Annotated in this window: 20 protein-coding genes and 2 tRNA genes; 8 read left to right on the top strand and 14 right to left on the bottom strand. The window is 44.3% G+C overall.

Annotated elements, in window-relative coordinates; translation table 11 throughout:
* Window position 1: 1 nt before the first annotated feature.
* From EX191_RS03470 to EX191_RS03490, 5 genes are all read right to left on the bottom strand, one after another.
* A complete protein-coding gene (locus EX191_RS03470; protein WP_104971620.1) occupies window positions 2-616 on the bottom strand; it encodes a sugar O-acetyltransferase in 615 nt (204 codons plus the stop codon).
* Between the two features lie 208 nt (window positions 617-824).
* Window positions 825-1,136, bottom strand: coding sequence for a hypothetical protein (locus EX191_RS03475; RefSeq protein ID WP_046874879.1), 312 nt, complete (start codon window positions 1,134-1,136; stop codon window positions 825-827).
* Window positions 1,137-1,344: 208 nt separating this feature from the next.
* Complete coding sequence (locus tag EX191_RS03480; RefSeq protein ID WP_012841889.1) at window positions 1,345-1,779, bottom strand: Mpo1 family 2-hydroxy fatty acid dioxygenase; 435 nt, start codon at window positions 1,777-1,779, stop codon at window positions 1,345-1,347.
* Between the two features lie 77 nt (window positions 1,780-1,856).
* The gene (locus EX191_RS03485; protein ID WP_005393450.1) at window positions 1,857-2,210 is read right to left on the bottom strand and encodes an MmcQ/YjbR family DNA-binding protein; all 354 of its coding nucleotides are present in this window, start codon (window positions 2,208-2,210) and stop codon (window positions 1,857-1,859) included.
* A 24-nt stretch (window positions 2,211-2,234) separates the two neighbouring features.
* A complete protein-coding gene (locus EX191_RS03490; protein ID WP_005393451.1) occupies window positions 2,235-2,717 on the bottom strand; it encodes a MarR family winged helix-turn-helix transcriptional regulator in 483 nt (160 codons plus the stop codon).
* 110 nt (window positions 2,718-2,827) lie between these two features.
* Here EX191_RS03490 and EX191_RS03495 point away from each other — a divergent pair, with 110 nt between their 5' ends.
* A complete protein-coding gene (locus EX191_RS03495) occupies window positions 2,828-3,715 on the top strand; it encodes a DMT family transporter (RefSeq protein ID WP_005393452.1) in 888 nt (295 codons plus the stop codon).
* Window positions 3,716-3,888: 173 nt separating this feature from the next.
* Here EX191_RS03495 and EX191_RS03500 read toward each other — a convergent pair whose 3' ends face one another.
* Window positions 3,889-5,385: an EAL domain-containing protein gene (locus EX191_RS03500; protein WP_006741617.1), complete on the bottom strand. Its 1,497-nt coding sequence runs from the start codon at window positions 5,383-5,385 to the stop codon at window positions 3,889-3,891.
* A 388-nt stretch (window positions 5,386-5,773) separates the two neighbouring features.
* Here EX191_RS03500 and EX191_RS03505 point away from each other — a divergent pair, with 388 nt between their 5' ends.
* On the top strand, window positions 5,774-6,220 hold the full coding sequence (locus EX191_RS03505) for a DUF3291 domain-containing protein (protein WP_005393454.1): 447 nt from the start codon (window positions 5,774-5,776) through the stop codon (window positions 6,218-6,220).
* Window positions 6,221-6,443: 223 nt separating this feature from the next.
* Entirely contained in the window at window positions 6,444-6,740 is a 297-nt protein-coding gene (locus EX191_RS03510; RefSeq protein WP_193447143.1) for a YkgJ family cysteine cluster protein, read from the top strand.
* Between the two features lie 138 nt (window positions 6,741-6,878).
* On the opposite strand, the gene EX191_RS03515 is transcribed toward EX191_RS03510, so the two are convergent.
* From EX191_RS03515 to hppD, 8 genes are all read right to left on the bottom strand, one after another.
* Window positions 6,879-6,955: transfer RNA gene (locus EX191_RS03515), tRNA-Val, on the bottom strand.
* A 32-nt stretch (window positions 6,956-6,987) separates the two neighbouring features.
* A tRNA-Val gene (locus EX191_RS03520) sits at window positions 6,988-7,064 on the bottom strand.
* 179 nt (window positions 7,065-7,243) lie between these two features.
* Entirely contained in the window at window positions 7,244-7,582 is a 339-nt protein-coding gene (locus EX191_RS03525) for a hypothetical protein (RefSeq protein ID WP_005377830.1), read from the bottom strand.
* Between the two features lie 120 nt (window positions 7,583-7,702).
* Entirely contained in the window at window positions 7,703-8,362 is a 660-nt protein-coding gene (locus EX191_RS03530) for a DUF2726 domain-containing protein (RefSeq protein ID WP_005393459.1), read from the bottom strand.
* Window positions 8,363-8,556: 194 nt separating this feature from the next.
* Complete coding sequence (maiA, locus tag EX191_RS03535) at window positions 8,557-9,225, bottom strand: maleylacetoacetate isomerase (protein ID WP_006741619.1); 669 nt, start codon at window positions 9,223-9,225, stop codon at window positions 8,557-8,559.
* 21 nt (window positions 9,226-9,246) lie between these two features.
* Complete coding sequence (locus EX191_RS03540; RefSeq protein WP_006741620.1) at window positions 9,247-10,284, bottom strand: fumarylacetoacetate hydrolase family protein; 1,038 nt, start codon at window positions 10,282-10,284, stop codon at window positions 9,247-9,249.
* Window positions 10,285-10,293: 9 nt separating this feature from the next.
* A complete protein-coding gene (locus tag EX191_RS03545; protein WP_193447144.1) occupies window positions 10,294-11,424 on the bottom strand; it encodes a homogentisate 1,2-dioxygenase in 1,131 nt (376 codons plus the stop codon).
* Window positions 11,417-12,490: a 4-hydroxyphenylpyruvate dioxygenase gene (hppD, locus tag EX191_RS03550; protein WP_005377835.1), complete on the bottom strand. Its 1,074-nt coding sequence runs from the start codon at window positions 12,488-12,490 to the stop codon at window positions 11,417-11,419. The genes EX191_RS03545 and hppD overlap by 8 nt, the downstream gene beginning before the upstream one ends.
* A 539-nt stretch (window positions 12,491-13,029) precedes the next feature.
* Here hppD and EX191_RS03555 point away from each other — a divergent pair.
* From EX191_RS03555 to EX191_RS03575, 5 genes are all read left to right on the top strand, one after another.
* Window positions 13,030-14,136, top strand: a complete 1,107-nt coding sequence (locus tag EX191_RS03555; protein WP_150918575.1) for a M20/M25/M40 family metallo-hydrolase — start codon at window positions 13,030-13,032, stop codon at window positions 14,134-14,136.
* Between the two features lie 260 nt (window positions 14,137-14,396).
* Window positions 14,397-16,007 (top strand): peptide ABC transporter substrate-binding protein, encoded by a 1,611-nt coding sequence (locus tag EX191_RS03560; protein ID WP_193447145.1) that lies wholly within the window; start codon window positions 14,397-14,399, stop codon window positions 16,005-16,007.
* A 144-nt stretch (window positions 16,008-16,151) separates the two neighbouring features.
* Window positions 16,152-17,072 carry an oligopeptide ABC transporter permease OppB gene (gene oppB, locus EX191_RS03565; protein WP_005377838.1) on the top strand — a complete coding sequence of 307 codons (921 nt, stop codon included), beginning with the start codon at window positions 16,152-16,154 and terminating at the stop codon, window positions 17,070-17,072.
* A 9-nt stretch (window positions 17,073-17,081) separates the two neighbouring features.
* Window positions 17,082-18,014, top strand: a complete 933-nt coding sequence (locus EX191_RS03570) for an ABC transporter permease subunit (RefSeq protein ID WP_005377839.1) — start codon at window positions 17,082-17,084, stop codon at window positions 18,012-18,014.
* A gap of 9 nt (window positions 18,015-18,023) precedes the next feature.
* Window positions 18,024-19,007: an ABC transporter ATP-binding protein gene (locus EX191_RS03575; RefSeq protein WP_170890591.1), complete on the top strand. Its 984-nt coding sequence runs from the start codon at window positions 18,024-18,026 to the stop codon at window positions 19,005-19,007.
* Window positions 19,008-19,012 lie beyond the last annotated feature (5 nt).

Raw genomic sequence — 19,012 nt, forward strand, 5'->3', positions numbered from 1 at the left:
GTTATCGTTGATACATGTTGTGCGTGATTTGACGCTCTTTGTAATAGAATTCTTTGTCATGTTCGCCTATCTCTCGCAATACACGACACGGGTTCCCTACCGCAACAACATCACTTGGTATATCTTTCGTTACCACGCTACCAGCACCAATTACGCTGTTTTCTCCAATCTTGACGCCAGGCAATACCACTGAGTTAGCGCCGATCCATACATTATCACCAATATGAATAGGGATATTGAATTGCGCAACTTCTCTTCTGAGCTCCGGTTCAATCGGGTGGCCTGCCGTTGCTAGTGTCACATTGGGTCCAATCATGACGCTATTGCCAATGTAGATATACGTATCATCGACTAGGGTTAAGTTAAAGTTTGCATACACGTTATCACCAACGTATGTATGCCTCCCCCAATTCGCTCGAAGCGGCGGCTCAAAATAGCAGTTGTCACCAACAGCGCCGAGCAAACGTCGTAATATTTCTGTACGCTTTTCAGATTCAGAAGGCCGAGTTTGATTGTAATCGTAAAGAACTTCTAAACACTGTGTTTGCTGCTCGACTAACGCTTCATCATTACAAAAATATATTTTCTGACTATGAAGCATTGATTCACTATCCATAATATCCTCCGTTCTATCTGCCCAGTAGCCTCAGGCTGCTGGAACACCTCGCAGTACGAGTTCCTGTCAAGATTGGCTAACAGAATGCATGATGTCGTTTTTTGCAATAAGTTTAATGACATGCTTGCGAGGCCTAACGCAAAATACCGAATAACTTGAAAGAAATATGTGAATCAGACGAGTAAATAACACAAAGCTCGATGCAGAGTTAGCTTTGTTTATCTCGTTTCATTTTCAAGCGCTTTTCTTTACGTCGTAACGCTCGGAAAAACTTCGACTCCTCGTGATACCAGCCGATAACACTAACCGGGAAGCCCACTAGCATCATGATAAAAAGATCCGCGGGCAGTTGCTCCAAAATATCACTCAGGGAGTGCAGCTCACCAAAAATGAATAAACCAATGACTTTACCAAGCAATAGTGCGCAACAAATCATAAAAAAAGACTTCATGATGTAATGCCATTTGCCTTTTTTACGCTCTTCTCGCCAATAGGCATATTTATGTTGTCGGTCGTACATTCATCCCCCAAGTGACAATGTCACTAGCCACAAACATTCAGGCAAAGTAACAGGCTTTAGCTGCACTCTAATGATAGTGTGAATTAGAAGCGAATGCTTGTCATGGCAATGAGAAAGCGACACATCATGCTGCGCATTTTACGACCTTATGGACGCTAGCATGATCGCGCAATACAGGGAGATATCAGCTTGTTAATTACGGAGTGAGTTAATGTTTTCGGAACACCCAAATTGGACCAATAAGAAGAAACTGCAAATCTTCGAAAAAAGACGGTTTCTTCCCTTCTATTTTGTGACCAATGAACTGCAAGATCCACAGTACACCGAATAGGAGCATCGAAATATGCAGTACGGGCAGCGCCAATACCTCCAAAGACCATATCAGGCCGATGCACGCTAATGTATACCCTAACATCATCATAAAGACGCTGAGAGACAAACGAAAATAGAAAACCCATACGGGTATGACAGCAATCCAGACCCAGTTAAACTCGAAACCCAAGATGGAGATTTGAGGAATTGACCAAATTAGACCGACCACAGATAGGTAAATACCCGGAACTGCGATTGTGTGAATCTTTTGGTTGATGGGGTTTTGATGGCTCTCCCCATATTCTTTTAGCCATTCAGATAATGCTCGCATATCATTCCTACTTTTCCGCCTACTTATTCTTATATAGCTTGAGGATGGAAAAGGTGCGAATTTTTCTGTAATAGCTATTACTGACCAAGCAATGCTCGTTGCACTTTTGGTAGTTTGGCAACGACGAGAGTATAAGAGCGTTCACATAAATCCTGAATCAATCCATCTTCCACATCACCATTAAAATAAACCGTTATCCAGTGACGCTTATTTAGGTGATAACCAGGAGTGATGTCCGTAAACTGCGATGTTAAGACTTCTCCATCTTCTGGTTTTACTTTTACGCTGACATACTCCCGACCGTTTCTCTCTGCAATAATCGCAAACATTTTACCTTTGATTTTGTATACAAGCGCTTCTGGCCCAAATGGGAAATCACTCTCCGCACACATAAAGGTACTTAAATAACCTTCTAACTCTTTGCTTCTCATTCCGTCCCACCCTTCCTGTATCTTTTACTCAAACAAAGGCAATAGTAGTCTTAACGCCTGGTTAACCTGCGCTTTCTCATTGCCTTCTAAACCATGTAGCAGCGATTGCTGAACGTCCACATGCTCTAAGATCAACTTGTCAATTAAGGTTAAGCCCTTTTCAGTTAACTCAACGGTGACACTGCGTCTATCTTCTTTACTGTGTGTTCTGGTAATAAAGCCTTTCTTCTCGAGTTTATCTAATCGGTTCGTCATCGCGCCCGAAGTGAGCATCATCGAATCAATTAGCGCTGAGGGAGTAAGGCAATATGGTGAACCTGCTCGGCGAAGTGTCGCCAACACATCAAATTCACCCATCTTAAGATCGTACTTCTTATGTAGGTCAGCGACCCGACATTCCATGTGCTTAGCAATTCGCATTAGCCGACCCATAATTGCCATCGGTTCAGTGTCGAGCTCTGGCTTCTCCTTAGCCCACTGCTCTACCACTCTATCAATTGCGTCCATGGTTTCTCTCCAAACGTCATTTAATTTTTATTTTAACATAAAGATACTTTACAAAAAGTAACCTTACCGATATCTTTACAATTAATTATCTCAACGTAAAGATATTTAACATGAATATTTTGCTTGCAATGATCCCGGCTTTTTTTTGGGGGACAACTTATGCTGTTACTCAGTTTACGCTTCCGGACTGGCCTCCCGTTTTACTTGGTGCGCTAAGAGCATTGCCTGCGGGTCTTTTGCTCCTCGCAATAAAGCCATCTTTCCCGAAAAAGAGTGAATGGAAAGTGCTGCTTGTTTTAGGAACTATCAACATCGCTTGCTTCTTTGGTCTCATTTTTGTCATGGCGTTGACGCTTCCTTCTGCGATCTCAGGTGTCGGTATGGTATCAGTGCCCGTTTTTGCGATGCTATTTGGCTGGGCAGTCTATAAGCGCCAGCCAAGCGCAATACAGGCAATAAGCGGAGCGACTTTGATTGCTTTGGCTTGGTTCTTATTTGATCCTAGCTCTATTTCGCTCAACCCTATGGGTTTGCTGGCGATGATCTCCGCCATCATGTGTATTGTGGTAGGTAGTAGCGTAACGAAATCACTAGGAACGAAAATGCATTGGTGGACAGTATTAACATGGCAGCTCATTTTGGGTGGTGTGATTATGTCTGTCGCAACAAGCGTGCTAGCAATAAACAATCCAGAGCCATACGTTACAGCCATTCAAAACTTATCAATGACGAACACCCTTGGGCTGCTGTGGGTGATCATTCTGAACACTGCATTAGGCTACGGCATGTATGTTTGGCTATTGCAGCGTATGTCGGTCGTTGACTTTACTTTTGGTGGCATTGCCAACCCCGTTGCGGGCATTGTGTCAGGTTTGCTGCTATTAGGTGAGACTTTCACCCCTCTCCAATACAGCTTGATGCTAGGGATGATTGTTATGTCATTGCTCCCTCAATTGATCGCTTCATTAAAAACTAAAAAAGCCGCCCTTTCTTCCTAAGTAAAATCCTTACGCCCGATGCTAAAATCGGGCGTTCATATTCTCTGTAAACTCTGTTTGAATTCTAAGACTTCAACAGGTTTTTTATGGAACAGTGAACCCAAAAAGGTTCAGCAATAAAAAAGGTGCCGAAAGACACCTTTAATAATGAATACGCCCCATTATGCCTTGCTTTAAGTCATCACAAGGTTGTTAATAGGCTCTGGTTTAGCGTAGACATACCCTTGAATAAGGTAAATAGAATGCTGAGCCAAATACGCGACTTGAGCCTCGCTCTCTACACCTTCTGCAATCATCTCACATTCCGCTTTCTTTGCTGCCGAGACAATAGAATCTAACACTTTCAATTTTTGGTCATCAGAGCCTATTGGATCGATGAACATCTTATCCACTTTTAAGCATCGGATACCCAGATCTTGCAAATAAGAAAAGCCGCCATACCCAGTCCCAAAATCGTCAATTTTGAACTTGTAGCCTTTATTCGCCAGATACAAAATCTCTTTTTTCGCTGCCTCTGTATCTTTTACAGGAATTCGCTCGGTCAACTCAAAATGCACTCTCTTCGGACATGGCCAATTCAGTTCTGACAGTAACTTAGTGAGTTCACCTGATTCTAAATGGGAAGAAACAATATTGATGCTGACCCACACATGTTCAGGCAATACACTAAGATCTTGTATGATTTTACGAATAAGCTGATTCGTCATTGGGACAATCAGACCACTTTCTTCTGCAGCGCCAATGAACATGTTTGGCGACACCATACCCTCACGACGAGACCACCGAATCAGTGCTTCATATCCCACTGTCGCACCATCACGGCTATCGACAATCGCTTGGTAATAAGGGACAAATTCCGCATTATTAATCCCATTCTGGATCAAGCCTTTGATAGACTTTCTCAAGCTCTTACTGGACACATATACAAACGCAAAAGCCAGCCCCATAAGCACACTGACTAGGCCTCCCCATAGAAAGACTCTTTCCTGAGCATAGCTCTTCAGTTTCTCGCCACTGTGTATTTTGATGAGCATATTGGCTTGAGAATCAGCCGAGAAGAATAACTCCTTTGAAACTGCCGCTTCTTCTGCTGCAATGGCTGGTTTTCCTCGACTTATTGTTAAATCTCCAAATACAGGCTCATCATATATAAACTCGACGAACAAACAGTCTTCACAAGGCGTTTTGATCACTTCTTTAACCCAACTATTATCGAGAACCCAGATAACTTCGACATGTTCATTTTCATAAATGACCATCCACTCAACTTGATCTTGGTGTTCCGGTAAAATAAGTGATACAAAAAAGTTTTCGCCAAGCTGAAATCGTTGCGCATTGGATAAATGAGATACTTCGCGACCAATCGTGGAGCATGTTTTACCGTCATTCGTTTCCATCGCAATAAAACGGATGTAACGATTATAAAAACGTGGGTCGCGTAATGTTCTAACATCACTATTACTGCACGTGAAATCTAACTGCGAAACCTGCTTTACAATCGCCTCATCCAAATACATGGATCGTTGGTGTAAATAATCGACATAGGTGTCTATTTTAGTCTCTTTGATATAGCTGATGTAAAAATTGGCTATTGAATTAAAAGCCACAACAAAAACTGCAATGGGAACTAGGCCAAGCAAAATGGCATTTCTTGTTATCTTTGTAATCAAAGTTCCTCCTAACGTTCAGCCAAACAACTTAAATTAAAGAGTGACATGAACACTATCTCACGTTCACACACCAAAAAGTGAGGATCGAATCTCAATAAGAAGTATAGAAGCGCAAGGCTTGCCACAGAAAATAAGAGTACTGCTGCATATCCAAGATAGCAACTCTCTTGAGTGAGACTTACCGACGATAATCGCGAGAAAAGAGGGGCTTATGCTCAACATAACCAATGTATAAAACGACTTTTTTGCCATCCAATGACTCGCCACAGTCACTAACTTTCTAATTGACCTTTGAAGGCACTCGCAACACACTGCATGATAAAATAGGAAAAGCTACTTAGAGCTTTTTACCAGCATTACAGGCTTATCGACCAGGGAGGGTCATGAAATGAAATTAGCTCAATTAAATATTGCGCTTGCTAAATATCCTTTGGATGCACCAGAAATTAAAGATTTCGTAGACAATTTGGACTTAATTAATGGTATAGCTGAAGAAAGTGAAGGCTTTATCTGGCGTCTAAAAGACGACTCCGGTGATGCAACAAGCATTAAATTATTTGATGACCCGAACATGATTGTAAACATGTCTATTTGGGAAAGTACTGACTCACTTAAAAACTTTATGTTTCGTACCGGTCATAGAGATTTTATGCGCCGAAAAAGCGAATGGTTTCATCGTCTAGCGGAGGATAGCTATGTTCTGTGGTGGGTAGAAGACGGTTATATACCAACACCACAAGAAGCCTTGTTACGCCTTCAGCATTTGCGCGAAAACGGAGATACGCCATTTGCTTTCACATTTAAAACAAACTTTACAGAAGCAGATCTTGTGTAAAGTACACGTATGCCAAAGAACCGGCGTTCAAATTTACACTGACTATAAGGTTAATTGGTGTGAATCACTGTCAGTTCTACCGACTTACTCGGAAAGAAATACAAGTGAACGCATAAAATGCGTTCACTAGGTTTATCGTTCATAGGGTGTTCTATTTCAGAAATAAAGTTCATTCGTGCTAAATTTACGGTACCATGCACAATTGACCAAATTGTAGTTATTCATGATTATACCAACTAAGACTCCCTCTCCCCTGCCCTCTGATGTATCTTGCTCTAGCTGTAAGGCTTGTTGTTGCCGTCTCGAGGTTATGATTATTTCAGATACTGGCGTACCTGAAGAGTTTATTGCGCGTGACCAATATGGAGGCGAAACAATGATGCGGCTAAATGATGGTTGGTGTGCAGCTTTAGACAGAGACACATTAATGTGTACGATTTACGAAAATAGGCCTTGGATTTGCCGCGAATTCGAAATGGGCTCCAATGAATGTTTAGATGAACGAGTTAAATTCTTGTAAAACCACTCAAATTTACACTGATGGCAATGCGGAGTATTTGTAGAAAGTGTGCAAAGGAAAAGTAAGGTGTTTAAATCTGAGTATCAACAAATTATGGATACAAAAAAGCCCACCGTTTGGTGGGCTTTTTCTAAAATTTGGTGGGTCCGGGCGAACTCGAATCGCCGACCCCTACCATGTCAAGGTAGTACTCTAACCAACTGAGCTACGGACCCAAATTTTGTGTTCCTAACCATTCAATTCAGAATGGTGCGTCCGAGTGGACTCGAACCACCGACCCCCGCCATGTCAAGGCGATACTCTAACCAGCTGAGCTACGGACGCATTTCTCTGGAACGACGAGGATATTAGCTATAAGCGAACGACGGTGCAAGCACAAATTTACCAACTTTGAACCGTTTGGCGAAAATGTAAACTCAACACGCGTTTTCAGATGATTTTATCGACAAGGACTGAGCCTGCAGGGTTTAAAAGTGTGATCTATATAACTTTTATTATCTCACTTAATTGTCGTAAGGCACTTCACTGAGCATCCAAATCTGTAAGGTTTGCGATACCTTAGGGCAAGTACCAAATAAAATCTGATATTTAGGTTTAAATGGTTCGCCGATATAGGTTGTACGGATCAACTCTCCTGTTTTGACATCCACTTGAGTGCTCACCCTGCCTTTGAAGTTTTGAAATATGACAAACTGCTCACTGTGGTAAACCATTTGCTCTCGGTAAAACAAGAAATGATCTTGGGGTGTCTCCGTTAACTCACACTCCAGAGGTTTCAAATTAGGTATCGCACTAACATTAGATGCGATGAACAACGCTGACAAAATCCATCCGTATCGCATATGGCTTCCCTATTCTGCACTCTTTTTCAAAGTATAGGTCTTGCCTTGGGGACTGATACAAAAAAGGCTTTGATCATCTCGAATCAAAGCCTCATCCGTTTTGCTGTTCAACTGTCGTCTTTAGTCGTCCGAATCAAACACCACATTGTAATTCTCGGTGTAAGTACAATTTGGTTGGCGGCTGCAAGTAAAGAAGCGTCGACCTTTGAATTCACCTTGGCTTGCGGTTTTAATGATCATCGGACTGCCGCATTTTTTGCAAAAGCGCACTTCTTTATCAGGCTCAATCAAATCTATATGCGCCGCAAGCAAACGACGTAATCGCCCAACTTGATAACTGTGCTTTATCGAAGCGCCGATTAAAGGTAGGTTTGCTGTCTTACAAACATGGATCAGTAACTTTTGTCTTTCTACCTTGCCCTTGCTTAACTCTTGCCCGTTATCCAATTCAACGATCACACGCGGCTCTAGCGTCCTAGGATCACAAATAACGTAATCAAAATAACTTCGAGATATGCGATTGTTCGCGACAAAAAACTGCTTCTTATTTTTGATTTCTTTTGGCGTAACCAAACTGGACATGTTTACTTTCGCGAATACCACCGCATGTTCACCTACCGCTGCCCTCAACGCATTATAGAATGCGCTCTCTTGCCCCCTGAGTAACGGTCCTTTCGAGCGATAAGGATAATCACGCGTGTCGTCGTGCTTAATCACGTACTTTTGAATAACAAAGAAGAATAAAACCAGAAGAACAACAATGATAAAAATGTTGGTCATAAATAAAGTGCATCCAAAACAACTCGTTGCTCAAAGCGTAAATGGAAATGCTATGCAGAGCAACAAAACCTCGCAATTTTGAGGAGCCACGACGATAGCGAGAAACAGAAAATTTTGCTCCCCAATAAAAAAGAGCCAATCACACACTCTGATTGGCTCGTTTAAATTTTGTTAGTACATTATGATGCTAAGAATCAACTATTAGCGTCTGGCTGATTCTCTGGCATCGCATCAATAAAAGCAGGCAATTGATTACATGCTTGCACAACAGCGTTAATGGTTGGGTAAAGAGAAGTATCTACACCAAAGCGTTGTGCGTTATAAAATTGTGGTACCAGACAAATATCGACAATAGATGGCGAGCTTGTCAGGCTAAACTTACAATCACCATTTAGTTTACGATGCTTCTGAAGTTTCTCTTCTAATGCCGTAAAACCTTTGTGGATCCAGTGATGAATCCAAGCGACTTTGCGCTCTGGCTCGCAAGCTAACTCCCCCTCTAAATACTGTAGAACTCTTAAGTTATTCAGGGGATGAATCTCCATTGCAATATCCTGAGCCAAAGCTAGCGCTTGGTATCGAAGCGGCGTTTGCTCGGGGATCACAGTGACATCCGGATAGTGTTCTTCTAAGTATTGAATGATGGTCAGTGACTGGGTTAACTGAACCTCCCCATCCACCAGCACAGGAACCAGTTCAGAAGCGTTTAACTCATGGTACTCGTCACTGTGTTGTTCGCCACCATTGCGCACCAAGTGTACCGATTTTGAATCATACGATAACTCTTTAAGATTCAAACAAATACGCACACGATACGCCGCCGATGATCGCCAGTATCCGTATAAAATCATGCCATCGCTCATATCATCTCCCAACTGGCGCTCTTAATGCTTGAGATATTGGCTAACTTGTTGGTCAATCGAGCCAAAGATGTTGTTGCCATCCGCATCAAACATTTCCAGTTTGATTGAGTCGCCAAACGACATGAAGTTAGTCGACGGTTTACCATCACGAATGGTTTCAATCATGCGAACTTCCGCGATACATGAATAGCCAACGCCACCTTCTTCAATAGAAGTGCCATGTTCCGTTCCCTGCTTGTTGGATACCGTACCTGAGCCTATAATCGCCCCAGCAGATAGCGGGCGCGTTTTAGTCGCGTGAACAATTAAGTCTGCGAAATCAAACGTCATATCGATACCTGCATTCGGGCGACCAAACGGCTTGTGGTTGTAGGTCGAGACCAATGGTAAATGCACTTTGTTTTCGTACCACGCATCGCCTAGTTCGTCAGGTGTTACTGCCACAGGAGAAAACGCAGAAGAAGGTTTAGATTGGAAAAAACCAAACCCTTTAGCTAATTCTGCGGGAATTAGCCCACGCAGTGAGACATCATTCACCAGCATGATCAAACGAATCGACTCCTGAGCCTCTGCAACACTTGCGCCCATTGGTACGTCACCAGTTACCACAGCAACTTCGCCTTCGAAATCAATACCCCATTCATCACTCGCAAACTCGATGTTGTCACAAGGACCAATAAAGGCATCAGAGCCTCCTTGGTACATCAGCGGATCCGTCCAAAAACTCTCTGGCATTTCAGCGCCGCGAGCTTTTCGAACCAACTCAACGTGGTTTACGTAAGCACTGCCATCAGCCCACTGATAAGCGCGAGGAAGCGGCGACTCACAGTAGTGCGCTTCAAACTCTTCATACCCTGCGACTGTGCCATTATTCAGTGCAACGTATAGCTCTTCCAGTTGCGGTGCTAGCGCATCCCAGTTATCAAGTGCCACCTGCATCGTCGGTGCCAAATTCATTGGGTGGAATATTTCTGTCGCAGGTACGCAGCGCGTTAAGTCTTTGCTCACGACCATCAACAAACCGTCACGAGTGCCATTTTTCTTGGTTGCTAATTTCATCCTTGCCTCTTACTTCTCTTGCCAGCTATAGACGTATTCTTTGTTTTCTACTTTTTCCAGCTCATCCGAAAACTGAAGTGCGTGACGCGTATCTATCATCACCGCGACTTCGTCGGTAAAAGTCTTCTTATGCTCTCGCCCTGCTTTGAAAGCTTTCGGGTGAGGGCCATGTGTAAAGCCTGCTGGATGGAATGTCACCATGCCTGCTTCAATGTTGTCACGGCTGAAGAAATCACCTGCATGGTAGAACAAGACTTCGTCATAATCGTCATTGTTGTGATAGAACGGTACCTTGAGCGCTCCAGGATCACTTTCAATTGGACGAGGAACGAAGGTACACACCACAAATCCTGCTCCTACAAATGTAGTATGTGCAGAAGGTGGTAAGTGGTAACGATGTGACATAAGTGGACGAATATCACGCCAATTCACTTTTACCACCGCCAAATCACCATGCCAGCCAATCGCATCCAACGGGTTGAATGGGTAAGTGATAACACTGACTTTATCGTGGCGTTTCACCTGAACCTGTGTTTGATTCTCAGAATATTGAGCACGGAACTGATCGTTGATCGACGGCGTTTCTAAAACCGCCGGATCAAACACCGCGTGGTTTCCAACCATGCCTTTTTCAGGCAATGTATAGGCCGCATCGGTGTTTTCGATCATCAGAATGAACATCGGCTCGCTTGGTTCTAAACGCCAGCTCGTTGAGCGTGGGATCATGACATAATCCCCTTCGCTCACTTTCAAATGACCATAATCACAATACAGATCTGCCGTACCTTGGTGGATGAATAGCAGTTCGTCGCCATCAGCGTTTCTCACCAAGAAGTCCATTTTTTCATCCATACGCCAGACACGAACTTTACAATTCGCGTTGTGTAATAGATGTGGGACTGCCCAAGGGGTAATATGGCTGGCTTTCTCGACTAGATTAAAATCGAACGCTCGTGGACGTAGATCGCCCTCCCACTCAGACCATCCCGTTGGGGCATGTTGATGATGAAAATGTGTTGCGGGGCCGAAGAAGCCACTTCGACCTGCCTCACGTTCATAAATTGCCTCTTCCGGGAAGTCAGCATGCGCTTGTTTAGAGCACACTCCCTCCCGGTGAGGGAATGTGATCCATTTATGCATCGCTCAATACTCCTCGGCGAATTTGGTCTTCTTCTATCGATTCAAACAACGCTTTGAAGTTACCCTCGCCAAAGCCTTCATTGCCTTTACGTTGGATGATTTCGAAGAACACAGGGCCGATAACGGTTTGAGTAAAGATTTGTAGCAAGATGCCATCTTTCGTTGGCGCGCCATCAATAAGAATCTGTAAATCACGAAGCTTGCTTACATCTTCACCGTGGCCTTCAACACGCTGATCGACTTTCTCGTAATAAGTATCTGGCGTTGGCATAAAGTCCATGCCTCGCTCACGCAAGGTTTTGACCGTTTCGTAGATGTCGTCAGTGGTCAATGCGATGTGTTGAATACCTTCGCCATTGTATTCACGGATAAACTCTTCAATCTGTGATTTATCATCTGACGACTCATTGATAGGAATTCGGATTTTGCCGCAAGGTGCGGTCATCGCACGGCTGACAAGACCAGTCAGCTTACCTTCGATATCGAAATAACGAATTTCGCGGAAGTTACCAATGCGCTCATAGAAACCAGACCAGACATCCATGTTGCCTTGCTTAACGTTGTGCGTTAAGTGGTCGATTTCGTAAAGACCAACATTCGCTTTTGATAAACGCTCATCAGCATCATCATAAAAACGAAAATCGACATCATAAATACTCTGCTTTCCATAACGATCGACAAAATAAAGCAAGCTTTCACCGATGCCATAAATAGCAGGAATGCTTAGCTCCATCGGCCCAATTTCCGTTTTATATTCTTTACCGCCATTCTCTAACGCATGCGCCAGAGCAACGGTCGCGTCTTTCACTCGAAATGCCATGCCACAAACCGACGGACCGTGGACTTTGGCGAATCCCTCAGCTTGGCTATGCGGCTGCGCATTCACAATAAAGCTAATGTCACCTTGTCGATATAACCACGCTTCTTTTGAGCGATGCTTTGCAATTTCCGCAAAACCTAACGATATAAACAGATCTTTAAGCTGTTGAATGCCTTTGTTGTCAGCAGCGGTATATTCAACAAACTCAAATCCGTCTGTTCCTAGTGGGTTATATGCATCAACCATGACTTTCTCCTTGTCTCAGTAGCTTTTGTTTGGACTTATTTTTCTAACTTGGCGCAGGTCTTGAGAAATTGGAATACGTGGGGAGAAATCTTTACCTTGGCGATTTTTACGCACAATTGTAAAATATATGTTACACACAGTAGGCACATCGAACCCACTTTCGTAAACATCAAACAAACTGCTTATTTTCAATATATTAGATTGATATTTTCGGCTTTACGCCAACACACAAAATGTAAACAAGTTGTTACTTTGGCATTTTATCTTGGCAACGTAGCTCAAAAAGTAAAAGGGGATGGAAAGTCTATTGCACCCTATCTCTATCCGATTTATTCATTTGATCCTGCAAAACATCAAAAGTAATGTTTCGTGACGCTTCATACAGTTCGAAAGGCTCATCGGTCAGAATCGTGTCATGGATACTCCTTTATTGATTCACCTCAGTTTTATTCAAAAGTAACTGTGCCATAAGTGGTGCTCTGTTCCCTATCGAGCCCTAGCCACAGTGCTTCACGCTCGATCAGAAAAAGAGACATCTAATGACACACATCAATCAAGAACGCCTAGTTGAACACTTTTGCCAACTAGTACGTATCGACAGCGAATCAAAAAACGAAAAACAAATTGCAGAAACACTGGCAGAACAGCTAGGCGAGCTAGGCTTTACCGTGCACAAGCTTCCAGTGCCTGAGCATATTTCTAACGGTTTTAACGTGTACGCCCGTTTAGACGGCAAAAAAGACGGCTCTATCCTAATGAGCTGTCATATGGATACGGTCACTCCAGGTATTGGCATTGAGCCAATCATCGAAGACGGCGTTATCCGTTCAGAAGGCAATACGATTCTTGGTGGCGATGATAAATCTGGTATTGCTGCCATCATGGAAGCCGTTCGTTGTATTCAAGCGGAAAACCTTGAGCACAAAACGTTAGAGCTTGCTTTCACCGTGTATGAAGAAGGCGGTTTATTCGGTTCACAATACTTCGATATGTCACACGTCACTTCAACGGAAGCAATCGTGTTAGATACGGGTGGTCCTATTGGCACTATTGTGACCGCAGCCCCAGGCCAGCAAAAAATCGTGGCAACAATCAAAGGTCGACCAGCACATGCAGGGCTTGCGCCAGAAGAAGGCATCAGTGCTATCATGGTGGCGGCAGATGCCATCAACCAAATGAAGCTGCTTCGCATCGACGAAGAAACGACAGCCAACATCGGTATGGTTAACGGCGGTCAGGCCACAAACATTGTTATGCCTGAATTAAGAATCGTGGCGGAAGCACGCTCCCTGAATGGCGATAAACTAGATGCTCAGGTCAATCATATGATCTCAACATTAGAGTCTGTCTGTGAAAAACACGGTGCAGAAGTCGAAATTGAATCTAGCCGAGCCTACGACGCTTTTGTTATTGAAGAAAACCACCCACACGTAAACGCTATACAAGCAGCGTTTGCAGAGTTGGGAATTGAGGCTTTCACAAAAGGCACTGGCGGCGGTAGCGATGCTAACAATTTTAACAAGAAAGGTCTCACAACGGTCAATCTTTCAACTGGCATGGCAAAAGTACACACGACAGAAGAGTTTATCGCGGTAAGTGATATTGTCAAAATCACTGAGTTCGTAAAACATTTCCTAGTCAGTTAACGTCGTACCTTTTGAAGAGCAGACGACCTACCCTCCCCTTTTAGCGCGTGCTTGAAGGGGATTTTTTATTTGCGCGAAACAAAGCCTACCCCGTAATGCGGACTTAGTGCCGGCTCCATATCAATCCCCCAGCTCACTTTTTGAGACCAAATAGCCCAACATTTGGCACCCTGTTACAACATTGTTAAAACTCGATTGTGTGGACAATTTATACAATATACATTTCTAGCATCTTTCAGGATGAAAAGTGTGAGACAAGGATGAAATTACCTAAGTTGCTTCTGTTAGCATCGATGATGAGCCCAATACTGGCAACATCAAGCTATGCCGCGCCGTATCCCGCAGGTGTGACCCTCGATGAGACACAAGAAATTACGCTAAACAATGGGGCTGAAGTTACTTCTATTGACCCAGCCAAGCAAGCCGCAGAGCCCGCTTTTAATCTCGGTCGAGACCTATTTGAAGGCCTGGTAATTCAAGATAAGCAAGGTAAAACCATTCCTGGTGTTGCTGAGTCTTGGTCAGTCAATGACAACAATACGGTTTATACCTTCCACTTACGTGATGCAAAATGGTCAAATGGCGAAACGGTCACTGCACAAGATTTTGTCTACAGCTGGCAACGCTTACTGAATCCAAGCACTGCTTCACCGTACGCTTGGTTTGCCGCCATTCCAAATATCGAAAACTCGCAAGCCATTATGAAGGGCGAATCCGATCCTGAGTCCTTGGGCGTGAAGGCGCTGGATGAAAAAACGTTCCAGGTAACACTCGAAGCGCCTATTCCCTTCTTTACGAAACTATTAAGTCATCCCGTGCTTGCACCCGTTCATAAAGCGACCGTAGAAAAACATGGCAACCGCTGGACCCAGCCTGAGCATATCGTTACAAATGGTGCGTTTACTGTCTCTGAATGGAAAGTTAACGAAAAAATGGTGATGGTTAAAAACCCACATTACTGGGACGCAAGCAATGTAGTGCTGGAAAAAGTCACCTGGCTACCAATTGGTGATGCAAACGTAGTGCTAAACCGCTACCTAGCCGGTGAGATAGACCAAGCGGTTTCCATTCCTGCCGCTCAGAAGAAAAAGTTAATTCAACAACGCCCACAAGAAGTGGCAAGCACCAGTGCGTCTCTTGGCTCCACATTCTATTACCTCAACACTCAACAAGGACCAACAAAAGACGTGCGGGTCCGTAAAGCCCTCTCATATGCCATTGACCGTCAACTGTTAACGGGTGCTATCTTGAGAAACGGTGGGGTTCCAATGTATACCCTTGTGCCACCTCAAACAGATGGTTTTAAATCTCACACTCCTGAGTTCGCAACTTGGAACCGTCATAAACGTATCGAAAAAGCGCAGCAATTACTGTCAGAAGCTGGATACGATAAAAGCAATCCGCTTAAGTTGACGTTTACCGTACCAACTTTCTCGATGGACGTAAAAATGGCAACGACCATGTCAGGTATGTGGAAAAGCCGTTTGGGTGCGCAAGTCACAATAAAACAGCTAGAACCGAAAGTGTTCTACGCACTTAAAGAGCCGACCGACATTACTCGCGGCGGCTGGACGGCCGACTACAATGAAGCCTCTACATGGTTAGATATCTTTGTTTCTAATGGCGAGTACAACGATTCTCGTTACAACAACCCGCAATACGACGAGTTAATGGCTCGCTCAAAGACCATGAGCAACCCATCAGAACTGTATCTACAAGCAGAAAGCATGCTGATTGAAGACATGGCCATTATTCCTATTTATCGTCCGGGTAACGATCAATACCTCATCAAGCCTTACGTGGGCGGCTACGAACTGACAAACCCTGAGTCGTCGTACTACCGCAAGAATGTCTATGTAAAAGCCCACTAAAAGCATGTTTTCGGTCTGAGTCCGCAAGTTCAATGTTTACTTGTCGTTCCTCATATCTCTCGGTGGAGAAGGCAACCTGAGCTCAGACCATTTTTTATTCATAACCGTTCGAAGTGATTTCGGATGACCAAAGGATGATGGATCATGATTTGGTACATTGTTAAGCGATTAGCTATCGCTATCCCCACGCTTCTATTCATCGCACTCGTATCATTTTGGCTGATGCACATTGCACCAGGGGGACCATTTGATATGGAACGGCCTATGCCAGAAGTGGTACGTGCGAATATCGAAGCAAAATTCCATTTGGACCAGCCCTTCCTTACTCAGTTTTGGATTTACATTGGTAATTTCATACAAGGAGATCTCGGTCCGAGCTTCGTTTATCAAGACTTCAGTGTTACACAGCTCGTCGCACAATCATGGCCAGTTTCAGCAGTATTAGGCGTACTCTCTTTTTGTATCTCCGTTCCACTTGGCATGTTACTTGGCACCATTGCGGCATTGAACCGAAATAGCCGCCTAGATTACGGCCTGATGACACTTTCGATGACTGGAGTTGTGGTTCCGGCTTTCGTGCTTGCTCCAGTTTTAGTCATGATCTTCGCTATTCAGCTCGGCTGGTTCCCTGCTGGTGGTTGGGAAGGAGGAAAGCTGGCTTTTCTTGTTCTTCCCGTGCTCAGCCTGGCGATTGGTTCCATTGCGAGTATTGCACGCGTCATGCGTGGCGCAATGATTGAAACGCTCAACCAGCCATACATTCGAACGGCAAAGGCCAAAGGTTTGTCCACAACCTACATTTTATTCCATCACGCTTTGCGACCATCCTTGATTCCCGTCGTTGCAATGCTCGGCCCTGCGTTTGTGTCTGTCGTGACAGGCTCGGTGATTATCGACATTTTCTTTGGTACAGGTGGCATGGGACAACACTTTGTGTCTGGGGCTCTCAACCGCGACTACGGCCTAGTAATGGGCATTACTCTGATTGTCGCTTCACTCACTATCTTCTTTAACCTTGTGGTCGACTTGCTATATACGATTATCGACCCTCGTATACGCGTTTAGGAGTCCGGCATGTTAACGATCAAAAAACTGGATACACAAGCTCTTCAAGATCAAGTCGTCGACAATATTGAAGCCGTCGAAGGTCGCAGTCTTTGGCAGGATGCATGGACTCGATTTCGTAAAAACAGAGCCGCGATGACATCAGTGTATGTTTTGGCGTTCATTACCTTATGCATTACCTTCGGCCCCTCTCTTGCCGCTTTTGGCCATGATGAAATTGACTGGGAAGTGCTCATCGATCCATACGAGCTAGGGAAACCTTCACTGAGCAGTGGCCATTACTTTGGTACTGATGACCTCGGGCAAGATGTCTTTGCTCGCACGATGCAAGGCGGCAGGCTTTCTATTTTGGTAGGTTTTGTTGGTGCCTTAGTCGCCGTTGTTATTGGTACGATTTGGGGAAGTATTTCCGGCTATCTTGGCGGCGTTGTCGATAGCGTAATGATGCGCATTATTGAGGTGCTCGATTCGGTGCCATTTATGTTTATGGTTATCCTGTTTGTTACCCTTTTTGGCAACAACATCTATCTGATCTTTATTGTGATCGGAATGGTATCTTGGTTAGGCATTGCCCGTGTTGTACGTGGTGTCACCTTCGGTCTCAAAAAGCGAGAATTCATCGAAGCCGCACACTCTATTGGGGTTTCTAAATTGACAATTGTCCGACGCCATGTTCTGCCTAATGTGCTTGGTATCGTGATGGTTTATTCCTCCTTAATGGTGCCTGGATTCATTATGTTCGAATCGTTTTTAAGCTTCTTAGGGCTTGGTGTTCAACCACCGGATACAAGCTGGGGAATCCTAATCTCCGAAGGCGCAAAAACGATTGACGTTGCATTGTGGATGCTGCTTTTTCCCTCTCTGTTTTTAGTTGCCACCCTCTTTTGTTTTAACTTCATCGGCGATGGCTTGCGTGATGCTCTTGACCCGAAAGACCGATAAGGACAAACCATGCTATCTATTGAAAACATGAACGTGCGCTTCGATACGCCAGATGGGCAAGTGCAAGCGGTCAGTAATCTCTCCTACTCGATTAAAGCAGGCGAAACTCTTGGGATTGTTGGAGAGTCAGGCTCGGGAAAAAGCCAGTCTGTCTTCGCGTTAATGGGGTTAACCGCGGATAACGGCGCCGTGTCTGGCAGCGCGATGTTCCACGGTGATGATTTACTCGCGATGTCGAAAAAGCAGCTCAACCGCATCCGTGCAGAGAAAATCGGAATGATCTTTCAAGATCCGATGACGTCACTTAATCCATTCATGAAAATTGGCAAGCAGCTTTGTGAAGTTCTCATGATTCATAAAGGAATGAGCCGAAAACAAGCAAAAGTTGAATCGATTCACATGTTGGATGCGGTGCGTATTCCCTCTCCCGACACTCGGATGAATCAATACCCTCACGAGCTATCTGGCGGAATGCGTCAGCGAATCATGATAGCGATGGCGTTGTTGTGTAAGCCTGAGTTGTTAATTGCAGACGAACCAACCACCGCGTTAGATGTAACCGTTCAGGCTCAAATTTTGACGCTATTACGAGACTTACAACAAGAGTTCAACACCGCAATTTTACTGATCACTCACGACATGGGCGTCGTCGCCGAGATGTGTGATCGCGTATTGGTCATGTATGGTGGTCAAAAAATGGAGCAATCAGATACCGAGACATTGTTCGCTCAACCTGCTCACCCCTATACTCAAGGCCTGCTAAAGGCTATTCCTTCTATCACTGAAGATATGCCACGTTTACCAACCATCCCAGGTAACCCACCAAGTGCGTTGATTAACCATCAAGGGTGTCCGTTTAGAGAGCGGTGCGAGCATCGAGAGACGCGTTGCCAATACGAAACCCCACGGTTTTCTCCATTAAACACGAGCCAGTCCATTGCCTGTCACGTTAACGCACCCAGTGTTATCACTCCTATTCAAATAAAAGCTTAAGGAGG

It is taken from the genome of Vibrio chemaguriensis (assembly GCF_012275705.1).
Taxonomy (GTDB): domain Bacteria; phylum Pseudomonadota; class Gammaproteobacteria; order Enterobacterales; family Vibrionaceae; genus Vibrio; species Vibrio diabolicus.

Bases quoted from the DNA above. Each gene is read 5' to 3' on its own strand.
- EX191_RS03470 (WP_104971620.1), bottom strand. From the start codon at position 616: ATGGATAGTGAATCAATGCTTCATAGTCAGAAAATATATTTTTGTAAT.
- EX191_RS03475 (WP_046874879.1), bottom strand. From the start codon at position 1,136: ATGTACGACCGACAACATAAATATGCCTATTGGCGAGAAGAGCGTAAA.
- EX191_RS03480 (WP_012841889.1), bottom strand. From the start codon at position 1,779: ATGCGAGCATTATCTGAATGGCTAAAAGAATATGGGGAGAGCCATCAA.
- EX191_RS03485 (WP_005393450.1), bottom strand. From the start codon at position 2,210: ATGAGAAGCAAAGAGTTAGAAGGTTATTTAAGTACCTTTATGTGTGCG.
- EX191_RS03490 (WP_005393451.1), bottom strand. From the start codon at position 2,717: ATGGACGCAATTGATAGAGTGGTAGAGCAGTGGGCTAAGGAGAAGCCA.
- EX191_RS03495 (WP_005393452.1), top strand. From the start codon at position 2,828: ATGAATATTTTGCTTGCAATGATCCCGGCTTTTTTTTGGGGGACAACT.
- EX191_RS03505 (WP_005393454.1), top strand. From the start codon at position 5,774: ATGAAATTAGCTCAATTAAATATTGCGCTTGCTAAATATCCTTTGGAT.
- EX191_RS03510 (WP_193447143.1), top strand. From the start codon at position 6,444: ATGATTATACCAACTAAGACTCCCTCTCCCCTGCCCTCTGATGTATCT.
- EX191_RS03525 (WP_005377830.1), bottom strand. From the start codon at position 7,582: ATGCGATACGGATGGATTTTGTCAGCGTTGTTCATCGCATCTAATGTT.
- EX191_RS03530 (WP_005393459.1), bottom strand. From the start codon at position 8,362: ATGACCAACATTTTTATCATTGTTGTTCTTCTGGTTTTATTCTTCTTT.
- maiA (WP_006741619.1), bottom strand. From the start codon at position 9,225: ATGAGCGATGGCATGATTTTATACGGATACTGGCGATCATCGGCGGCG.
- EX191_RS03540 (WP_006741620.1), bottom strand. From the start codon at position 10,284: ATGAAATTAGCAACCAAGAAAAATGGCACTCGTGACGGTTTGTTGATG.
- EX191_RS03545 (WP_193447144.1), bottom strand. From the start codon at position 11,424: ATGCATAAATGGATCACATTCCCTCACCGGGAGGGAGTGTGCTCTAAA.
- hppD (WP_005377835.1), bottom strand. From the start codon at position 12,490: ATGGTTGATGCATATAACCCACTAGGAACAGACGGATTTGAGTTTGTT.
- EX191_RS03555 (WP_150918575.1), top strand. From the start codon at position 13,030: ATGACACACATCAATCAAGAACGCCTAGTTGAACACTTTTGCCAACTA.
- EX191_RS03560 (WP_193447145.1), top strand. From the start codon at position 14,397: ATGAAATTACCTAAGTTGCTTCTGTTAGCATCGATGATGAGCCCAATA.
- oppB (WP_005377838.1), top strand. From the start codon at position 16,152: ATGATTTGGTACATTGTTAAGCGATTAGCTATCGCTATCCCCACGCTT.
- EX191_RS03570 (WP_005377839.1), top strand. From the start codon at position 17,082: ATGTTAACGATCAAAAAACTGGATACACAAGCTCTTCAAGATCAAGTC.
- EX191_RS03575 (WP_170890591.1), top strand. From the start codon at position 18,024: ATGCTATCTATTGAAAACATGAACGTGCGCTTCGATACGCCAGATGGG.